Annotated in this window: 20 protein-coding genes; 5 read left to right on the top strand and 15 right to left on the bottom strand. The window is 62.9% G+C overall.

Annotated elements, in window-relative coordinates:
* Positions 1-14 precede the first annotated feature (14 nt).
* Genes ACZK2G_RS10970 through ACZK2G_RS10980 form a run of 3 tightly spaced genes read left to right on the top strand, consistent with a single transcriptional unit; the run spans position 15 to position 5,967 of the window.
* Positions 15-1,319, top strand: a complete 1,305-nt coding sequence (locus tag ACZK2G_RS10970; protein WP_170935783.1) for a TolC family protein — start codon at positions 15-17, stop codon at positions 1,317-1,319.
* A complete protein-coding gene (locus tag ACZK2G_RS10975) occupies positions 1,316-2,830 on the top strand; it encodes an efflux RND transporter periplasmic adaptor subunit (protein WP_005413406.1) in 1,515 nt (504 codons plus the stop codon). Before ACZK2G_RS10970 ends, ACZK2G_RS10975 begins: the two co-directional genes overlap by 4 nt.
* Positions 2,827-5,967, top strand: coding sequence for an efflux RND transporter permease subunit (locus ACZK2G_RS10980; protein WP_005413407.1), 3,141 nt, complete (start codon positions 2,827-2,829; stop codon positions 5,965-5,967). Before ACZK2G_RS10975 ends, ACZK2G_RS10980 begins: the two co-directional genes overlap by 4 nt.
* Before the next feature lie 104 nt (positions 5,968-6,071).
* Here ACZK2G_RS10980 and ACZK2G_RS10985 read toward each other — a convergent pair whose 3' ends face one another.
* Positions 6,072-6,902 (bottom strand): DUF4198 domain-containing protein, encoded by an 831-nt coding sequence (locus ACZK2G_RS10985; protein WP_005413408.1) that lies wholly within the window; start codon positions 6,900-6,902, stop codon positions 6,072-6,074.
* 26 nt (positions 6,903-6,928) lie between these two features.
* A complete protein-coding gene (locus tag ACZK2G_RS10990) occupies positions 6,929-7,258 on the bottom strand; it encodes a TonB-dependent receptor (RefSeq protein WP_223025135.1) in 330 nt (109 codons plus the stop codon).
* 46 nt (positions 7,259-7,304) lie between these two features.
* On the opposite strand from ACZK2G_RS10990, the gene ACZK2G_RS10995 reads away from it, so the two are divergent.
* A complete protein-coding gene (locus tag ACZK2G_RS10995) occupies positions 7,305-7,493 on the top strand; it encodes an arginase family protein (protein WP_187756563.1) in 189 nt (62 codons plus the stop codon).
* Between the two features lie 29 nt (positions 7,494-7,522).
* Here ACZK2G_RS10995 and ACZK2G_RS11000 read toward each other — a convergent pair whose 3' ends face one another.
* From ACZK2G_RS11000 to ACZK2G_RS11060, 13 genes are all read right to left on the bottom strand, one after another.
* Positions 7,523-8,074: a DUF305 domain-containing protein gene (locus tag ACZK2G_RS11000; RefSeq protein WP_031269107.1), complete on the bottom strand. Its 552-nt coding sequence runs from the start codon at positions 8,072-8,074 to the stop codon at positions 7,523-7,525.
* 74 nt (positions 8,075-8,148) lie between these two features.
* On the bottom strand, positions 8,149-8,424 hold the full coding sequence (locus ACZK2G_RS11005) for a hypothetical protein (RefSeq protein ID WP_005413412.1): 276 nt from the start codon (positions 8,422-8,424) through the stop codon (positions 8,149-8,151).
* A 28-nt stretch (positions 8,425-8,452) separates the two neighbouring features.
* Complete coding sequence (locus ACZK2G_RS11010; protein WP_024957401.1) at positions 8,453-10,588, bottom strand: copper-transporting P-type ATPase; 2,136 nt, start codon at positions 10,586-10,588, stop codon at positions 8,453-8,455.
* A gap of 247 nt (positions 10,589-10,835) precedes the next feature.
* Positions 10,836-11,765 (bottom strand): copper homeostasis membrane protein CopD, encoded by a 930-nt coding sequence (copD, locus tag ACZK2G_RS11015; RefSeq protein ID WP_017354978.1) that lies wholly within the window; start codon positions 11,763-11,765, stop codon positions 10,836-10,838.
* 10 nt (positions 11,766-11,775) lie between these two features.
* Positions 11,776-12,159 (bottom strand): copper homeostasis periplasmic binding protein CopC, encoded by a 384-nt coding sequence (gene copC, locus ACZK2G_RS11020; RefSeq protein WP_005413416.1) that lies wholly within the window; start codon positions 12,157-12,159, stop codon positions 11,776-11,778.
* Positions 12,160-12,337: 178 nt separating this feature from the next.
* Complete coding sequence (locus ACZK2G_RS11025; RefSeq protein ID WP_012480213.1) at positions 12,338-12,688, bottom strand: four-helix bundle copper-binding protein; 351 nt, start codon at positions 12,686-12,688, stop codon at positions 12,338-12,340.
* A gap of 70 nt (positions 12,689-12,758) precedes the next feature.
* The gene (locus ACZK2G_RS11030; RefSeq protein ID WP_012480214.1) at positions 12,759-13,283 is read right to left on the bottom strand and encodes a DUF411 domain-containing protein; all 525 of its coding nucleotides are present in this window, start codon (positions 13,281-13,283) and stop codon (positions 12,759-12,761) included.
* Positions 13,284-13,297: 14 nt separating this feature from the next.
* Positions 13,298-13,843 carry a nuclear transport factor 2 family protein gene (locus tag ACZK2G_RS11035; protein WP_223224792.1) on the bottom strand — a complete coding sequence of 182 codons (546 nt, stop codon included), beginning with the start codon at positions 13,841-13,843 and terminating at the stop codon, positions 13,298-13,300.
* Positions 13,827-14,597: a c-type cytochrome gene (locus ACZK2G_RS11040; RefSeq protein ID WP_005413420.1), complete on the bottom strand. Its 771-nt coding sequence runs from the start codon at positions 14,595-14,597 to the stop codon at positions 13,827-13,829. Before ACZK2G_RS11040 ends, ACZK2G_RS11035 begins: the two co-directional genes overlap by 17 nt.
* 12 nt (positions 14,598-14,609) lie before the next feature.
* The gene (locus tag ACZK2G_RS11045; protein WP_005413421.1) at positions 14,610-15,878 is read right to left on the bottom strand and encodes a copper-binding protein CopB; all 1,269 of its coding nucleotides are present in this window, start codon (positions 15,876-15,878) and stop codon (positions 14,610-14,612) included.
* Positions 15,875-17,743 (bottom strand): copper resistance system multicopper oxidase, encoded by a 1,869-nt coding sequence (locus ACZK2G_RS11050; RefSeq protein ID WP_012480217.1) that lies wholly within the window; start codon positions 17,741-17,743, stop codon positions 15,875-15,877. Before ACZK2G_RS11050 ends, ACZK2G_RS11045 begins: the two co-directional genes overlap by 4 nt.
* A 113-nt stretch (positions 17,744-17,856) precedes the next feature.
* Positions 17,857-18,276 (bottom strand): transcriptional regulator CopL, encoded by a 420-nt coding sequence (copL, locus tag ACZK2G_RS11055; protein ID WP_012480218.1) that lies wholly within the window; start codon positions 18,274-18,276, stop codon positions 17,857-17,859.
* A gap of 174 nt (positions 18,277-18,450) precedes the next feature.
* A complete protein-coding gene (locus ACZK2G_RS11060; RefSeq protein WP_043033515.1) occupies positions 18,451-18,801 on the bottom strand; it encodes a helix-turn-helix domain-containing protein in 351 nt (116 codons plus the stop codon).
* Positions 18,802-18,923: 122 nt separating this feature from the next.
* On the opposite strand from ACZK2G_RS11060, the gene ACZK2G_RS11065 reads away from it, so the two are divergent.
* Positions 18,924-19,682, top strand: coding sequence for a hypothetical protein (locus tag ACZK2G_RS11065; RefSeq protein ID WP_223224790.1), 759 nt, complete (start codon positions 18,924-18,926; stop codon positions 19,680-19,682).

A 19,682-nucleotide genomic window follows, 5' to 3' on the forward strand; every position in this document is an offset into this window, starting at 1 on the left:
TTCCCGGAGGTCTTATGGAGATGTCTTTCTTCTTGCGTGCAAGGCGCAAGATGGCGTGTGGGTTCGTGTTTGCCCTGGCGCTCAGTGGTCCTGTGCTGGCGGCATCGCCCGCTATCCCGATCAGCTACACAGAAGCCCTACAACGGGCGCTTGCTAACGCCCCAACCCTGCAGGTGCGCCGATCGCAGATCGATGCCAGTACCGAAGAAGCCGCGCGTGCTGGCGCGCTTCCCGACCCACGTTTGATCGTGGGGCTGGCGAACTGGCCCGTCAGCGGACCCGATGCCTTCAGCTTGCGGGCCGATGAGATGACCACCCAGCAAATCGGTCTGATGCAGGAGTTTCCTGCGCGTGCGAAACGACGTGCCGAGCACGCGTTGGCGCAAGCGACGCTGGCGCAAGCGCGCTCACTGTCGATGGCCGAACAGCAGATGGTGGCCCAAGCGGCCGCGCTGGCCTGGATCGAGCTGTGGAGTACGCAGCAAGCCGTAGATGCGTTGGAAGGTCTGCGCGAGCCGGCCCGTATAGCCGAGCGTGCGGCGCGTGCTCGCTTGGCAGGCGGCACGGCCGGGGCCAGTGATGTGCTTGCCGCCCAGGCCGCCCTACTGCAGTTGGACAATCGCCTGGAGCAGGTACATGCGGAGCACGCCGCCGCGCAGGCCGGCCTGGCGCGGTGGTTGGGTATTGCACCAGAGGCGATCTTGGCCAGTGGTGCGGCACCGGATTTTTCGCAGTTGCCATTGGAGCCCACCCAACTGCTGGCCAAACTGGACCAACACACGCCACTACTGGGCTGGGAGGCACGCGAGAGCTTAGCCCAGGCCCAGGTGGATGCGGCCGTGGCCGAAACCCGCCCGGATTGGAGTGTGGAGCTCACCTACGGACGTCGCGAGCGCGCACCCGACGGCATGGCGCGCAGCGACATGCTCATGGTGGAAGTGGGTGTGGGCCTGCCGCTGTTCCAGAAGAACCGCCAAGCACGAGGCATCGCGGCACGGCGGGCCGAGCTGGAGGCGGTGTCCGCAGAGCGCGATGAGGCCCGGCGCATCCAAGCCGAGTCGGTGCAACGCGCGATAGCGCGATGGCGCGGGTTAACCGGCCAGTTGGAGCGCCAGAACACGCAGAGCCTGCCTTTGGCGCGCGATCGTGCACGCACGGCGTTGGCCGCCTACGGCGCCGGTGCCGACCTGCAGCCGTGGCTGGAAGCGCGGCGCGATGAGATCGAATTGCACCTGGAGAACGCCCGTCTGCTGGGCGAACAGGGCCGTGCCTGGGCGGCACTGGCCTATCTGCTACCCCATGAGGAGAACACGCCATGAGCCCGACCAAGACGCGTCTCACACAGCTCGCCGTGGCCCTCGGGTTGCTGGCGCTCGGCTTTGCCGGCGGCTACGCCTGGATGACTCGAACCTCTGATACCACCCCGCCCCCCGGCACGAGCGTCGCAGATCAAGCACGCAAGGTGCTGTACTGGTACGACCCCATGGCGCCGGAGCAGCGATTCGACAAGCCGGGCAAATCTCCGTTCATGGATATGGAGTTGCTGCCCAAATACGCAGATGAGGCCATAGGGGGCGGAACGCAGATCGATCCGCGCCTGCAGCAGAACGTGGGCATACGCACTCAGGAAGTGACGGTAGAGTTACTAGGGACTGCCGTACGCGTGCCGGGCACACTGACGTGGGATCTGACCCAGGAAAGCGTGATCAGTGCGCGCATGGAAGGCTTGATCACCCACGTGCAGGTAAAGGCGCCGTTTACCGAGGTTCGTCGTGGTCAAACGCTGGCCACCGTGCAGGCCCCGGCATGGAACGCGGCCATCGCCGAAGCACATGCCCTGAGCCAAGCTCAGTCCGCGGGCGCGCGTGAGCTGCAGGGTGCGGCGCAACAACGGTTGCGTTCGTTGGGTGTTCCTTCTGGCGCCTCGGCCAGAAGTGGCGTCGTGCTTAGCGCAGACCACAGTGGTGTCGTGACCGAGATCCTGGCACGCGAGGGACAGACGGTGATGCCCGGTACGCCACTGTTCAAGATCAATGGGCTGGACACGTTGTGGCTGGAGGCCTCGGTACCCCAGGCAGCGCTGGGCACCTTGCGGCCGGGGACCTCAGTGCAGGCCACGGTCAGTGCCTGGCCGGCAGAGCGCTTTGCCGGACAGATCCAGGCGTTGCTTCCCCAGGTCGACATGGCTAGTCGCACGCAGCGGGCGCGAATTGTGCTGCGCAACCCGCAGCGTCGGCTGGTGCCGGGCATGTTCGCCGAGGTTCTGGTGCAGCCCGACGCCGAGCAGGCCCTGCCAGTCGTTCCCACGGAGGCGCTGATCGCCACCGGGCGGGACAGCCGGGTCATCGTGCAGGATCCGGACGGGAGCTTCCGGCCAGTGCGGGTGAGTGTGGGACGTAGCGTGCAAGGGCGCACGCAGATCGTGGCAGGCTTGGCCGGTGGTGAACGCGTGGTCGTCTCGGGTCAGTTCTTGCTCGACTCCGAAGCCAGTCTCTCCGGTGCGTTGGAGCGCCTGGGTGCTGCACAACCGACACGCCCTGCCAGCGCATCAGGTGTGCACGAGCGCCATGACGCCGGGCACGAACCACGCACTGTCGTGCCGTCACCGTCCAGACAGCCGGCGCCTGTCGCGCCAGACACCTCCACCTCTACGCCGCCGCGCTGCCCGGTGCAGTACTGGTATGACCCGATGGTGCCGGAGAAGCATTTCGACAAGCCGGGCAAGTCACCGTTCATGGATATGCAGTTGGTACCCAAGTTCGGCCCCGCCGCAGCCGCTGATTGCCAGGCAAGCGAGGTCATGTCCGAAGCGATGGAGGGCACACCATGATCGCGCGCCTGATCCATGCTTGCATCGCCAATCGCGTGCTGGTGCTGGTTGCCGCCGCGCTGCTGGCGGTGGTCGGTATCTGGTCGGTAAAGAACACGCCGCTGGATGCGCTGCCGGACCTGTCCGATACCCAGGTCATCATCCGCACGCAATGGGCGGGGCAAACCCCGCGCATCATCGAAGACCAGGTCACCTACCCGTTGGCCACCACGATGTTGTCCGTGCCGGGCGTGAAGGCGGTACGCGGCTTCTCCTTCTTCGGTGATTCATTCGTCTACATCCTGTTTGACGATGCCACTGATCTTTACTGGGCGCGCTCTCGAGTGCTCGAGTACTTGAGCCAGGTACGCGATCGACTTCCGCCGAATGTGAATCCGGCGCTGGGTCCTGATGCGACAGGACTGGGCTGGATCTACCAGTACGCCTTGGTGGATCGGACAGGTCAACGTGATGTGGGGCAGCTGCGTGCGTTGCAGGACTGGTTTCTTCGTTATGAGCTAAAAACCGTGCCGGACGTGGCTGAAGTAGCCAGTGTGGGCGGTGCGGTGCGCGCCTGGCAGATCCAGCCCGATCCGCAGGCGTTGGCGGCCCGTGGACTGACGGTGGCCGAGCTCATCGAGGCGGTGGATGCGGCCAACGGCGCTACCGGGGGCTCGGTGATCGAACAAGGCGAAGCCGAACTGATGGTGCGCAGCGAAGGCTACCTGCGCACACAGGAGGCGTTCGAACAGGTGCCGGTAACCGGCAACGACGGCATCCCCGTCCTGCTCGGCGAGGTGGCCACGATCAGTCGCGGGCCGGTCTTCCGTCGTGGTATCGCAGAGTTGGATGGTCAAGGTGAGGTGGCCGGCGGCGTGATCGTCCTGCGGACCGGCAAGGATGCCTTGGGGGCCATTCGGAACGTCAAAGCGCGACTGCAGGCGTTGCAATCCAGCTTGCCCGAGGGCGTGGAAGTGGTGCCGGTGTACGACCGCTCCGAGCTGATCCAGGATGCGGTACGCAACCTCACCCACAAGCTTGGCGAAGAGTTTCTGGTCGTAGCGCTGGTATGCCTGCTGTTCCTGTGGCACCTACGCTCGGCGTTGGTGGCCGTCATCACCCTGCCTTTGGGTATCCTGGCGGCCTTCATCGTGATGCACGCCCAGGGGATCTCCGCCAACTTGCTGTCATTAGGCGGCATCGCCATCGCCATTGGTGCGATGGTCGATGCAGCGGTGGTGATGATCGAAAATGCACACAAGCATCTGGAGCACTGGCGGGAGGCGCACGGCCGGGAACCTCAGGGTGAGGAGCGCTGGCAGCTGATGGCCCGCTCGGCGGCCGAGGTCGGACCGGCCCTGTTCGCCAGCTTGCTGGTCATCACCCTGTCTTTCGTGCCGGTTTTTGCCCTGCAGGCGCAGGAAGGGCGATTGTTCTCGCCTCTGGCCTACACCAAGACCTACGCGATGGCCGCCGCAGCAGGGTTGTCGGTGACCTTGATCCCCGTCTTGATGGGCTACCTGATCCGCGGCCGCATCCGCCCGGAACAGCAGAACCCCATCAATCGCATCCTGATCGCTGGCTATCGGCCCATCCTGCTGTGGGTCCTCAAACATCCCGGTGTCACCTTGCTGCTCAGCGGCCTGCTGCTAGTGCTCACCTTGATCCCCTTTAGCCGGTTGGGCAGTGAGTTCATGCCGCCCTTGGAAGAAGGCAGCCTGTTGTACATGCCCACGGCCCTGCCCGGCCTGTCCGCCGACAAGGCCCGTCAGTTGCTCCAGCTCTCGGGCCGGATGATCAAGACCGTACCGGAGGTTGAGCACGTGTTCGGCAAGGCGGGCCGTGCCGAAAGTGCGACCGATCCGGCACCGATCGAAATGTTTGAGACCACCGTGACCTTCAAGCCGCGGGATCAATGGCGCCCGGGCATGACCCCCCAGAAGCTACGCCAGGAGTTGGACGCAGCGGTCAAGATTCCCGGTCTGACCAACCTATGGGTCCCGCCCATTCGCAATCGCATCGATATGTTGGCCACCGGCATCAAGAGCCCGATTGGGATCAAGGTCTCCGGACCCGATGTGGAGCAGATCGAGCGCCTGAGCCAGCAGATCGAGCAGGTGGCCAAGACTGTGCCCGGCGTGAGTTCGGCACTGGCCGAACGCGTCACGGGTGGGCGCTATGTCGATGTACAGGTGCGCCCGGAAATCGCTGCACGTTACGGATTCACTCAAGGCCAACTCCAGCAACTGATTGCCACGGTCGTTGGCGGTGATCCAATCGGGGAAACGATCGAGGGGCGCGAACGCTATCCCATCGTCTTGCGCTACCCCCGTGGCCAGCGTGACTCGTTGCAGGCCTTGCAGGATCTGCCGCTGATCGCGCCAGGCGGTGTGCAACTGACCTTGAGCCAGGTGGCGGAGCTGTCAATCAGCCCAGGCCCGCCGATGCTCAAGAGCGATAACGGCCGGTTGGTGGGCTACATCTACGTGGATGTGGCCGATCGCGACTTGGGATCGGTGGTCCAGGACCTGCAAGCCGCGGTGCAGACCCAGGTGAGTTTGCCTGCCGGCTATGGTCTGGCGTGGTCGGGGCAGTACGAGTATCTGCAACGGGCTTTGGCACGCCTGCAATGGGTGGTGCCCGCGGCGTTGGCGATCATCTTCCTGGTCATCTGGATGGTGTTTCGCCGGCTTAGCGATGTATCCATCATCCTGCTCAGCTTGCCCTTGGCGTTGGTGGGCGGTTTCTGGTTGATCTGGGGGCTGGGCCATGCGATTTCGGTGGCCAGCATGATCGGATTCATCGCCCTGGGCGGCGTTGCGGCTGAGTTCGGCGTCATCATGCTGCTGTACCTGCGTCATGCCTGGGAGCAGCGCTTGGCCAGCGGTGCGCCGGAAGATGTGTCTACCCTGCAAGAGGCTATCTACGAAGGCGCCGTGCAACGGGTGCGCCCGAAGGCGATGACGGTAGCCGTCATCCTGGCCGGGTTGTTTCCGCTTTTCGTCGGTGCCGGTGCCGGCTCGGAGGTCATGCAACGTATCGCCGCGCCGATGCTGGGTGGCATGCTCACCGCACCGGTGCTCTCTATGGTGGTGATTCCCGCAGCGTTCTATCTAGTGCGGCGACGTGGATTGCGCGCGGCGCGGGGCGACCAATGAGAGACAGACTGAGCACTTGAGGTAAGTCCCCACAAAAAGACGCCAGTCATGGAAGAAGTCATGACTGGCGTCAAAGGGGAGAGTACCGCCTACATGCTTACTTATCAGTGCCCGGCGTGCGGGGAAATCTCAAAGCTCAGCGACGCCCGATCCGACACAAAATCCAAACCCTTTTGTGTAGAGGGCACAATGTGATTGGTGTGGATGTACCAGGTCTTGGCGGTGGTCACCTGGAAACTGGCTTGGCCTTGGGCATCGGTGCGCAGGAGCGTAGCGCTACCGTGCCCACCCTTGACCGGTGCGTCAGCACGATGACCGACGTACACGCGTAGGTTGGGCACTGGCGTGCCCTGCTGCAGCACCTGGAACGACAGCTGTTCGCCGACCTTCACGCTTCCAGGATTGCGGGCCAAGCGGATCTCCAGCGGATAGCCCAGCGAGGCAGCGAAATCGTCGGTCAGTTTTGTGCCCACCTGTCCAATGGTACGAGCATGCTTGGTATAGCTATAGGTGACCCCTTTGGGAAACTTGCTCGCATCATAGGTGGCCAGGGTATCGGGCAAGTCTTCCAACTCCAGGTACTTGCCGAACTCGCTGGCCGTACGCGTGCTGGTGGAGGCCATCGTCGAGACCCCCAGCAGATAGGTGCCCTCGCCCGCCGGATGCACGGTGAGCTGGCTCTGCTTGCCGACCTCTTTCCAACTGGCCAAGTCCGGTGCAGCCTTAGCGCCGCCCTGACTCAGCGAAACGTCCTGTAGACGCGCTCGGGTGACTGCACCTGCACTTTCATCGAAGGTGCCATTGTTCACCAACGCTGTGTTCGCCTCGCCCGCTGCGGTGCCAGGCTTGGAGAAAGCGACAAACAGGTCGTGCGCACCGGCACTGCCGGCCACAGCGAACAGCAGTAGTGTGGCGGATAGTTGCGTGTTTCTCATGATGTGTAGCTCCTCGTGATCGTGGCTTACCAGTGGTAACCAAAGCGGACATTCCAGCGACGACCCAGCAAGTCGTACGTCATGGTGTCGGTGTCGGTGTTGGGGTTGTTCTTCACGAACGGCGCCTTCTTATCGAGCACTTTTTCAACGCCGGCGGAGATATCCCACTTCTTCTTGATGCCGTAGCTCAGTTGCAGGCTGTGGTACACCACGCTGGACACATGCGAGCCGATCGTGTCGGGCACGGCGATGATGTCGTCCGCGCTGCCGATGTACTGCGCCGAATAGACGCCGGTCCAACGGTTCTTGCCCATACGCAGTGAGCCCAAGCCACGCCACTGGGTGTAGCTACCCAAGCCGCTGGTGATCTTGCCGGCGTACTCAATGGTGGTGGCCCCGGGCGTGAGCGCCCCCAACCCACGCGGGGTGAGTCTGGAGGTCCTGGAAGCCCTGCTGGATCTGGTCATGGCCTCGGGCAAGGTACGTGTGGTCGACGTGGCGGAACTGTGTCCGCCCCTGGATCCGGATCAAGCCACCGCACGTGTGGCCGCGCGTTTGATCCACCGAATGGTCAGTGCGCAGGCTCAGTGAAGTGATATCGGCTGGCAAAAGGCAGTGAGCTAATGGGAACGCTCAGCCAGCAACTGCTTCATTTGCGCGATCTCCTGTGTCTGCGAGGTAATAATGTCCTGGCAGAGCTTCACCAACTCAGGATCCTTCAGACGATTCTCCTCACACATCAGGATGGCGCCAGCGTGGTGGGGAATCATCGAACGGATGAACTGTTTGTCAGTGACCGCTGCTTGAGTGCGAATGCCCCACCAGCAGAACAGCATGAACGCCACCGTCAGACCAGCCAGAATCAGATTGCGTCGGCGATCGGGGTACATGCTGGACATTAGCCACAGCTCGATCAGCAGCATGGGAGCGGCCATCAGGCCCGCCATGTAGAACTGGTTCACGTTGTTATAGACGTTAGCCCACTGATCGACCATTGCGTACATCAATGCGTACATGGCCACGAAAGACAGGCCCATCATCAACAACAGGCGGCCGTAATGGCCTTGATGCCCTTGTTGTGCCTGGTGGGCAGGTTGGTGTGAGGCGTGCGGTTTTGCGTGCTGGGACTGCGGGTCTTGCGCGTTTTCGTGCGTACCGTGCGAAGAGGACATAACAATCTCCGTGGGAATGGCAGAACGGCGGAAGAACCCGCGAACTGTTGGAACAGCTCCCGGGCTGAGAACACTTACATACCCTTGCCGGCAGCGAATTCCTGCGGGCTCAGCTTGCCATCTTTGTTGCTATCGAGCATGCCAAAGTGCGGCGCCAGCTTGTGCTTGGCCAGTTCTTCCTTGGACAGCGAGCCGTCCTTGTTGGCATCGAGCTTGGTGAAATCGGCATCGGCCGCCGCCGGCTTGTGCTGACCGTGGTCGGTGGTGGGCGTGGTGGTCTGGCCGCCGGCGAAGGCCGCGCCCGCCATCAGGAACAAGGCCATCATCGAGAGGGAGGCATAACGCTTCATTGCAGTACTCCTTGTGGGATATGAGCCATCAGTGACAGGAATGGCCGCGCGCAGGCTCATCGGCGCGGTCAGGGTGGGGGGTGGCAACAACGGTGGAGCCGGACAAACGCAGGGCATTGGTGACCACCGAAACCGAGCTCAGGCTCATGGCCAGGGCCGCCATCATCGGACTGAGCAAAAGGCCGAAGCTGGGATACAGCAAGCCGGCGGCGATAGGCACGCCGATGGCGTTGTAGACGAAGGCGAAGCCCAGGTTCTGCTTCATATTGGCCACCGTCAAAGACGAGATGGCACGGGCTTGCACGATGCGCCTCAAATCACCCTTGACCAGGGTGAGCTGGGCGCTGGACATGGCCACATCCGTGCCCGTCCCCATCGCGATGCCCACATCGGCTGCCGCCAGGGCCGGCGCATCGTTGATGCCATCGCCAGCCATGGCCACGCGACGACCCTGGGCTTTGAGTTGCTGGACCAGGTCGGCCTTGTCCTGCGGCTTGACGCCACCACGCACATCCTCGATGCCCAGCGTGCGCCCCACGGCCTCGGCCGTCGCCTGTGCGTCACCGGAGGCCATCACCACGTGCAGGCCATCGGCACGTAGCAGGTTCAAGGCAGGCAAGGTCGTGGCTTTGATGGGATCAGCCACCGCAATGGCGCCGGCCAACCGACCATTGACCGCCAGGAACATCACGCTAGCGCCTTCTTTCCGAAGACGCTCGGCGCTGCTTTGCAAAGGTGCTACATCGGCGCCAACCGACGCCATCAGGCTTTGGTTGCCGAGCACGACATCCTGATCGGACACGCGCCCGCGGACGCCTTGGCCGGTGAGCGAATCAAAATCTTGGGCGGCCACCAGGTTCAAGCCACGTCGCTGGGCTTCAGCCACGATGGCCTCGGCCAAGGGGTGCTCACTGCCCTGCTCCAAGCTGCCGGCCAAACAAAGGATCTGATCGGCGTCGAAGCCGGCGTTGGAGAGCGTGTCGCGAAAGGCTGGACGCCCCTCGGTCAACGTACCGGTCTTGTCCACGATCAACGTGTCGATCAGACGTAGCTGCTCGATCGCCTGAGCATCGCGGAACAGGACCCCGACCTGCGCAGCGCGGCCAGTGGCGACCATGATCGACATGGGGGTAGCCAAACCCAAGGCACACGGGCAAGCAATGATCAGAACCGATACGGCATTGAGGACGGCAAAGGTCCAGGACGGTTCGGGTCCAAACAGACCCCATCCGAAGAACGTGAGCACCGCCGTGGCCAGCACGGCCAGGACAAACCAGTACGCCACCTTGTCCGCCATACGCTGCATCGGCGCGCGGGAGCGCTGGGCTTGGGCTACCAACTGCACAATCTGCGCCAGTACCGTCCCGGATCCGACTTTGTCCGCCCGGATGACTAAGGCGCCCGTCCCGTTGAGCGTGGCGCCTATAACGTGATCACCGACAGCCTTCTCCACCGGAATGGGTTCACCGGTCAGCATCGACTCATCGACACTGGCGCGGCCTTCGATGACTTCCCCATCGACCGGCACCTTCTCGCCCGGTCGTACGCGAAGCAGATCACCCACGTGCACGTGATCCAGCGCAACGTCCTCTTCGCCCCCATCGGGTTTGACGCGGCGAGCCGTCTTGGGCGCCAATCCCAGCAGGGACTTGATGGCCGCCGAGGTTTTGGAACGCGCCCGCAGTTCCAGCAGCTGTCCGAGCAGGGTGAGCGAGACGATGACCGCTGCCGCCTCGAAGTAGACCCCTACCCGTCCATGCTCGCGGAAAGAGTCCGGAAACAGGTCCGGTGCCACGGTGGCCACCACGCTGTAGCCAAACGCGGCGGCCACGCCGATGCCGATCAGCGTCCACATGTTGGGGCTGCGATTGCCGATGGACTGTAGGCAGCGCTCAAAGAAAGGCCACCCCGCCCAGAGCACCACCGGGGCGCTCAGCACGAGCTCAATCCAGGTGCGCGCCTGCGTGGACAAGCCGGGCAGACGGTGTCCCAGCATGGCCAAGACCAGGACGATCAACGTCAAAGGCAACGTCCACCAGAACCTTCGGGTGAAATCGCGTAACTCTGGATTGTCGTCCTCCTCCAGCGAGGGCATCTCCGGCTCCAGCGCCATGCCGCAGATCGGACAGGTGCCGGGACCTGGCTGACGAATCTGCGGATGCATCGGGCAGGTGTAGACCGTGGCGTGGGTACCGCTGGGTTGGGCCACCGCTGCTGGGGCGGTCACTTCAACTTGCTGGGGAGCATCGTCCGTATAGCGGACGGGATTGGTGATGACCCGTCCATCCGCAGCCTCGACAGGGGCTGCGCCTGCAGAATGGTGATGGTCATGGGACGACGGTGAGTTCATGCCGATGCTCGCTTTAGTGGGGATGGACTGCCAAGGCAGTGTGCCATTGCGGGTTACACAGCTATTCGGGGCTGAGCGTCCCGAGCACTGAAACAACAATCAGGATCAAGATGGCCAGCGCGGCCTCAGCCGTAACACTCTGCCGCAAAGCCCGCACCTCCTGCGCGGGATCTCCGCTGGTCAGCGCTCGTTCCAAGCGCGGCACCAGCGTCCATCGGTGCAGCGCTCCCAAACCCAGCATTCCAGCGAACAGGGCCAGTTTGAAAAGCAGCAACTTCCCGTAGGTGCTCTGGAACAGGGCCGAAAACGACCACGCGGTGAGATCCCCGTAGTGCGCGATGCCGGACACGATGAGCGCACCAACGAAGATCGTTCCCAGCGTCGAAAAACCATGCAGAAAGTCATGCGTTGATCGCAGACGCCCGCTGCCGTTCGTCTCTTTGCCGCGCAGCAGCATGGCAAGGAACATCAGGACCGCTGCGATCCAGCCGCCTGCCGCGAGAAGATGGACGATGCCTGCAGCAAGCCGGACCGCGCCTGCCAAGCCCTCGCCAGCGGCGGCGTGGCCGTTCCATGCCAGCGAAGCGAGTGCGCCGCCCGCCAGCATCGCCCCCAGCGGGAAGGCGGTCTCCACCTTCCCGCGGCGACGATGCCATCCGAGCACGAACATCAGGGCGACCAGCAGCGCGCCTCTCGCCATGGCTGCCCGGCCCGCGGACGTCTCGAGCAGATACCAGCCAAGCGATGCGCGATCAACCTCGGCAAGCGGCATTCCCATGATGCCCGCGGTCTTGAAGACGACATCGAGCCCGGTGAGCACGAGACCGGCTACGGCACCCGCCAATAGAACGCCCATGAGTGACCACCCGGCCAAGGCGTCGGCGAGTGCCGATCGACGCGACCCGTACCAACCGAAGAGTGGAACCCCGAAAAGAACCATGATGACAAGGTATTCCAAGAATCTCAGTGCATAAGCCGACAGGTCGAACATTCGCGACTCCTCAGCGCACCGTGAAGCTGAAGCTGCCCGGCATGGGGTGGTTGTCACCACCGACGGCGCGGTATTCCACGGTATAGACGCCCGGAGCCAGCGGTCCAGGCAACTTGGCACGCAGGGTCTTGCCGTTGTTGACGATCTCGGTCGTGAAATTCTCGATCGGCATGGTGGAACTGCCGTGCTTCATGAGCAACTTGAGACGCGACGCCCGCGGAATCAATGTCTCGTTGAACACGAGATCGATCTGGCCTGGCGAGGCCACCACCGCATTTGCCGCCGGTGTGGACTGCTGCAGCGCGGCGTGGGCGTGCGCGACCTGCAGCGAAAACTGCCCGGCCGCGATTGCGAGGACGAGCGCGAAGGAGCGAATGACGTTGGACGACTTCATATGGATAAATCCTCATTGGAATGTGATGCAAAGCCCGTTCGGGAGGGGCCGCGCTGTGTTCGATGCGACAAGCGTTAGATGTCGGACTGTCACTGAAACCACGATTTGTCGGATTTTCTTGATACTTCCGCTTTCGCGAGACGAGGATCCCACCGGCTCAGGCGGGATCCTCGACGCATTACGCTGCCATGGCGCTGCAGCTTTCCGCGCAGCGGCGACAAACTTCGGCGCAGCGCGTCATCTCAGGGTCGTTCATGGCGTCGCATGCATCGGCGCACTGGCGGCAGATCTCCGCGCAGGCACCGCAAACCACGTCGTGAACGCTGGCACCGCGCAGCATCGCGTCGGCACTGGTTGCGCAGGTATCGGCACACGTCGCCAACAGGGCGATGTGCTCCGGGGCCGCGTGAACACCTCCTTTGGTCAGGCAGTAGTTGATGGTCTCCAGGCAGATCGCATGGCATTGCGTGCAGTTGTCGATGCACTCGTTCATGGCCTGGGGCCGGTGTGCTGCGGAATGGTGAGTCATGTAGTTCTCCTTCTTCCTCGCGGGCGAGAATCGGCGCGCCCGCAACACCGTCCCCTGTTGCTGCGACGGATCAGTGCTGTGCGAACGGTTCAGTGGTTCCGTCGCGATGTATCAGCTCGACCGTGAACGGCTGCTGGCGTCCCTCCGGGACCTCCATGCCCGGAGAACCAAGCGGCATCCCTGGGAGGACCAGGCCGCGTGCGTTCGGCTTTTCTTCGAGGAGACGCTTGATGTCCGCGGCCGGAACGTGGCCTTCGATGACGTATCCGCCGATCTCGGCCGTGTGGCAGGAGCCCTTTGCATAGGGGACACCCAACCGCTCCTTGACCAGACCCAGGTCATCCATGTCGTGCACATCCACGGTGAATCCCGCCTTCTGCACGTGGTCGATCCAGACACCGCAGCACCCGCAGGTCGGGGTCTTGTGGACGGTCATGCGTGGCAGGGCTGCTGGAGTCGCGTCGGCTGATTGGACGACAACCTGTGCGGAGGGCGAGGTTGTGGGTTGCGCGGATGAAGCATCCTGGGTGCAAGCACCCAGACCAGCCACGGCAAGGACCACAAAAGTCAGACGGTGCAATGTGAGCGTAGTCATTTCAATCTCTCGACTCAGCGCTTGGTCCGCGAGGACCAGTGGATGTGGACGATCCGCCAGCCGTCCGCGGTCTCCTTCAGCACCATCGTCTCGTCGCTCTGGACGGTCAGTGGCTGGCCGTCCTTCTGGGCATGCAACTCGCTTTCGGTTCCGACCCACGCGAACTCGCCAGCGGCTCGTGCGCGCTGACGGAGCAGCTGGCGATGGGCGCCCTTGAGGAACGCCGCATCGCTGACTGCGTGATGGCCCATGTATTCCTCGCGGCTGCGTTCGGCGCCCCCGGACTCGAGGATGAGAACGTCGGCAGCGAGCAGGGCTTCGACCGTGGCCAGATCGCCGCTAGACAGGGCCCTGTTGAAACGCTCCGCTACGGCGACCGCGGCCTCTGCAGTGACTGGGACGTCGACGTCCGCAGATGCCGCGGCAGCGGGGTGATGTGCGTGCGGCTGTGTCGCCTGCGCCATTGCGGGGGACACGACGGCCAGTGCCAGTGCGAGGGTGAACGAGATTGCTGTTGCGTTCATTGCGTGGGCTCCAAGAAGATCAATGGGGGTGCGCATGGCCGTCATCGGCCACGGGCGTGTGTGGTGCAGGGTGCGACTCCACCTTGCCGTCGGGATGGCCGTGGCTCACCAACCCGACTTCCGTGTCGCTGGGTGTCGGGCCGTGGTGATCGTCGTCCACGCCCGGCGGGTGCGCATGCGGCATGGAGTTGTTGCCCGGCTCGAATAAGGCAGGGTGATCCTCGGCCTTTTCGTCGTCATGGTGGCCTTGCGTCTCGCCGCCGCCATGCGAATGGCCCTCGCTGCTGTCGACAAGTTCCTTGTACGCAGTCGCGTCCAGCGTGGGCAACTTCTGCAGGAAGGCCGACATGTTCCATATGAACTCATCGTCCATGCTGCCGCCCCAAGCGGGCATGCCGCTGGCCTTGATGCCGTGCTTGATCACCCAGAACGCCTCAGCTGGAGCGACCGGCTGTTTGCTTAGGTTCGGTGGCGCGGGGTACAGGCCCTTGCTCATCTCGGTGGCCGCCGCGTCTGGTGAAAGATGGCAGGTCACGCACATGGCGTTGTAGTTGCCCGCACCCTGGCGGATACGCTCAGGATCATCAAGGTTCGTGGGTAGCTGAAGCTTGGCGGCGCGCACCTCAATGGAACGCTCGCGCGCCGTTTCAAGTAGCGCATACACCGGGCGACTATGCGGATCGTCGGCGGCCACGTTGTACACGCCCAGAGAGAGCGTGGCGGTTGCGACCACCGCAACCAATGCCACGCCGGCACCGAGCCATACCCACATCTTTTTGTTGGATTTCATTGTCAGTTCCCCTTAGAACCAGGTACGAAGGCCGATGACCAAGCGCGTGTCTTCAAAGGACTCGCCATGCTCGCGTCGCATGTCTGCGGTATTGCCAAACGCGCGCTCGTACACCACGCCGATGTAGGGAGCGAACTTTCGGGTGAACTCATAGCGAAGTCGTAGCCCCGCCTCAGCGGCACTCAGACCCGAACCTATCCCGCGCAATGGATCGTTCTTGCCATAGGCGGTGACTTCCACCAGCGGCTGCAAGATCAGCCGGTTGGTTAGCAGCAATTCGTACTCGGCCTCGACATTGGCGGCAGTCTGGCCCCCTTCGCCGAGATAGGCTGTGGCGGACACTTCGAACTTCATCGGCGCCAAGCCCTGTACACCGATAGCGGCGAAGTTCTGCGATGCCCCAGGCTTGAAGTCATGACGCACACCGGCCACCACATCCCACCACGTGGAGATACTGCGGCCGTAAAGCACTTCCAGATCAGCCGACTCGGTCTGACCATCCGTGCGTTCGCCTTCACTGCGGAGCCAGACGCGATTGAGGTCCGTACCGATCCAGCCCTGGCCCTCCCAGCCCAGCCCGGTGCCCGGATCGGCATCCCAGGTTTCCAGGCGATTGAGCAGCACGTAGCTCTTGATCGAGTTGTCATGCACCGGATGCGCGTGTTCCGGCGCGATGGCCGCCTTGCGATCCGCGTCCGTCACCGCGGGAATCGGGGTGCGCGGCTGCGTTGGCGCTGCAGGCCCGTGTCCCATCTGACTGTGGTCCATGCCCTCCATCGATTGCATTCCCGCTTCTGGTGTAGCGGGCGCGGGCGAATCATGGCCCATCTGCGAATGGTCCATCCCCTGCATCGCAGGCGTGGCCGTGCCGGAGGTGTCGGCTGCAGCGGGCTGTGCCATCTGACTGTGATCCATGCCCTGCATCGACTGCGCCTGCGCTGTGGGCGCCGCAGGTGTGCTCGCGGGCGAGCCGTGCCCCATCTGCGAATGGTCCATGCCCTGCATGGCAGGCTCGGCTGCGTTAGCCTGCGGCTCGGCGTGGCCCATCGCCGCATGATCGATCGTCGCTTCGCTCGTCTTGGCCGGTGTTGCAGGCTTTTGGGCTGGCGCAGGTTTTGATGTCGGTGCCTGATGTGCAGAGTGATCCTGAGTCTGGGTCTGCGCGCCCTGCTCCATCTGCATGGAGCCGTGCTGCATAGATTGGGCGCTGGCCGCATTGGCCAGGGCCAGCGAGATAGCCGTCAGCGCAGTCAGGGTGGTATCGCGTCTATTGATGTTCATTCGTCGACCCTCACCGTGCGCATCATTCCGGCTTCCATGTGATAAAGCAGGTGGCAATGGAACGCCCAGCTGCCCAACGCATCGGCACGCACGCGATACGTGCGTCGGCTACCTGGCGGCATATCCACCGTGTGCTTGCGCACCATGAAGTTGCCGTTGTCGTCCTCCACGTCACTCCACATGCCGTGCAAATGGATGGGATGGGTCATCATCGTGTCGTTAACCAATACGATGCGCATACGCTCGCCGTAGTTCAGCCGCAGCGGCTCGACATCGGAAAACTTCTGACCGTTGAAGCCCCAGGAGAATTTCTCCATGTGTCCGGTCAGATGCAGCTCGATCTCGCGACCGGGGTCGCGTCCGTCAGGGTCTTCAAAGGTGCTCTTGAGCATGGAATACGTCAGCACATGACGGCCGTTATCGCGCAGGCCATTGCCCGGATCATCCAAGCGCGAACTCACGCTCATGGCTTGGTTGTCCAACAGGGGATTGTTGGTCTCGCTAGCAGGGTGTGATTGCATGCCCCCGTGCTGCATGCCTGCCATGGCACCATCGCCGGCGGCGGGCATCGCATGGCCTGCATGGGCCGAGGTCGCGTTACCGCTGACAGGTGGGGTCATGCCAGGCATGCCCATGGCCGCACCACAGCCGCCTTCCATGCCCTTGCTGCCGCCAGACATATCCATCGACCCATGATCCATGCCCATGTCTGCCATCGTCAGCAGCGGCCGGGGATCCACAGACGGAACGGGCGCGCGTAATCCTTCGCGCACAGCGAGCGTGCCGCTGATGTAGCCGGTGCGACCGGAGTCTTGGGCAAAGATGGTGAATGCGTCCTGCCCGGAGGGCTCCACGATCACATCGAAGGTTTCTGCTACCGCGATGCGGAACTCGTCGACGGAAACCGGATGGACATACAAGCCATCTGCCGCCACCACGGTCATCTTCAGCCCCGGAATACGCACATCGAAGTACGTCATGGCAGAGCCATTGATGAAACGCAGGCGCACCTTCTCGCCACTGCGGAACAAACCGGTCCAGTTGCCCAGTGAGGTCGTGCCGTTCATCAGGTAGGTGTAGGTGTTGGCGTTGACGTCGGACAGGTCCGTGGGCGTCATCCGCATCACGCCCCACATCTTGCGATCTTCCAACGTGGCCGACAGGCCGTTGCGCTTCACATCGCGCGCAAAATCGCCGACCGTGCGCTTGTAGTAATTGTCATGGCCCGGCATCTTCTTCAAACGATCGAACAGGGCCGTCGGGTCCAGGTCTGTCCAATCGCTCAGCATCACGACGTAGTCGCGATCGAAACTGAAGGGCTCCGGCTCCAATGGGTCGATGACGATCGGGCCATAGAGCCCGGCTTGTTCCTGGAACCCGGAGTGGCTGTGGTACCAGTAGGTTCCGCCCTGATGCAGGGTGAACCGGTAGTGGTAGGTCTCACCACGTCCGATACCGTCAAAGCTCAGACCCGGCACGCCGTCCATGTTGGCCGGCAAAATGATGCCGTGCCAATGGATGGAGGTGTCCGCGCCATGGATGGAGTTAGCGGGCAATGCATTAGAGACGCGCAAGTTGACCGTGGTGCCTTCCCGCCACCGCAGCAACGGCGCCGGAACGGACCCGTTGACCGTGATCGCGGTGCGGGTCTTGCCGGTGAAGTTCATCGGCGTCTCGCCAATGGTCAGGTCAAACTCAGTGCCCGATAGTACGTTGGGTTGTCCCGGCCCCTTGAGCGCCCAACTGGCTTTGGGCCAGAAACCTAATCCTGCGACTGCGCCTCCCAAGGCCAAGCCTTGGACAAATCGCCGCCGCGAAGGCAGCAGCGGTCCACCGCGTGGACCACGAAAATCATCATGCGACATGAAAATGCTCCAAGCGTCGTGTTGCCACCGGCGGGCGGTGGTACAGAGCGGGCGGCTGGCCTAAACAGGCATGCAAGCCACACCAACGGCGCCATTGCGGCGCCTAGGGACGCTTAGCCGATCGGTGGTCGGATCAGATGAGGCAAGGCAGGTGCCGCATGCCCTAGGGGCAGCGGCATGACATCCAGGCCCAAGGCCAGTTGCACCGAAACATGCAGGCGCGCAGGAAGTGCGCTCGCGCAAGCGTGTACGCAGGCGCACCGGCACGCAGAAGACTTGCAACAGTCGGGACCGGCATGGTCGCCATGCCCAGTGCCAGCCTTTTCAATCGATGTGGCATCGGGATGATGCTCAGCACTGTGATGGGCGAAGCAGTCTTCGTCGACTTGCACCGCGGCAGCCACTTCGCTGGCCTGCTCTTCCATGACCGGGTTCATACTGACGGACGCAAACGCCGACCACGCGCCGTTAAGCACGAGCATGGCGATCAGGAACAGTCGCAGTAGAAGTGAGGAGGCTGACACGGGCGACATGGTATATCACTTTAGACAAGGCGCGTGTGTATCGGTCGTGAACAAAATCTCAAGTAAGCCTGAGATGTCGCGACTTGTCAGTCGCACTAGCCGCGGACACTGCAGCTCCCTCCAGAAGCGCCCAAAGGGCGGGTTGAGGCGAAGAGTTGCCCATAGGGCGAGCGCTTGTTCGGTTTACTTCTCGGGCGTGGCCTCGATCAGCTTCACCAACTCGCGCTTCTGCTGCTTGCTTAGCGAGCCCCAGCGCAGGAGCAACTTGGCCAGCAGATCATCGTCGGTGTAAAGGAAGGCGGCGGGGATCCCCAACGCTTGGGCCAACCGCTCAGCAATCTCCAGCATGGGCTCGTGCTTGCCACGCTCGTACTGGTTGATTCGGGGGCTGGCCACGTGAGGATCCAGACCGGCCCGGATGCCCAACTCCTTCTGCGACAAACCCGTGTGCAGGCGGGCTTGTTTGAGGCGTCGAGCGAAGGTCGGTGTTGAGTCGACGGACAAAGTCACGCGCGCACCCCATGGAGACCCCATAAGGATGGCGGATGTACCCAGCCTTGCATACTAAGATATTCTTAGCTTTGAGGCAACCGGCGACACCGGTAGCGCCGCCCCCCCCCCAGGAGCCACGCCGCTCCCTCATCCCCGGAAACCGCATGCCCGGAACCTCGTCAATGACGCCATCTGGGGTCGCCAGCATCGAGGAGTTGGGCCTTCGTGGCACCCTTTTCCTAGCCGCACTGTTAGCCGCGCAGCTACGACGCCTACCGGTGGCGCCCACACGCCGCTCCACCTTGCTGGTGCTGGACACGCTGCGAGACTTGGCCTTGATCCAAGTTCCCTGGCCAGCGGATCGATGGCAGATCCGCCCCGATGCCGAGGTCACGCCCATCGAAGATCTGCAATGGGCTTTCGCCTGGTCTACCCACGAGCGCAGGCACCTGCTCCCGGTGCTGGAAGACCAACTCGGCGATATGGCACACGATGTAGACTTGGCGGACGCGAAACTGGAGCTGTGGGATGAACTTGCACTCTGGGAGACCGAGCAGTTTCTGGAGCAGCAATTGCTCAAACATCACTTCGACCCAGGCTGGGCACGTGATGTGGGGTTCGTCTTTCAATCCGGACCGCGGGGCTTGCCGATCGCGCGGTGGCGTTACTGCTGCTGGGCGGCGGTACGCCAAGGTGCCTCGGTGGCGATGCGTCTTGGCGTGCACGACAGCGCCCATGTGCGGGAAGCCATCTTTCAGGAGGTCCAGAAGCGCCTGCGCTACCTGATGACCAGTTCGCCCGAGCAAGGCATGTTCAAGCCCTATCATTTGGCACCGGAGTCCTCAGTAGCCAAACTGTTTGTAGATTGGGTCGTCCCTATGGAATGGGCGTACTGGACAGGTGAGCGCCACCCCAGCCGCTAG

The sequence above is a fragment of the Stenotrophomonas sp. 107298_Sma genome (assembly GCF_056480345.1).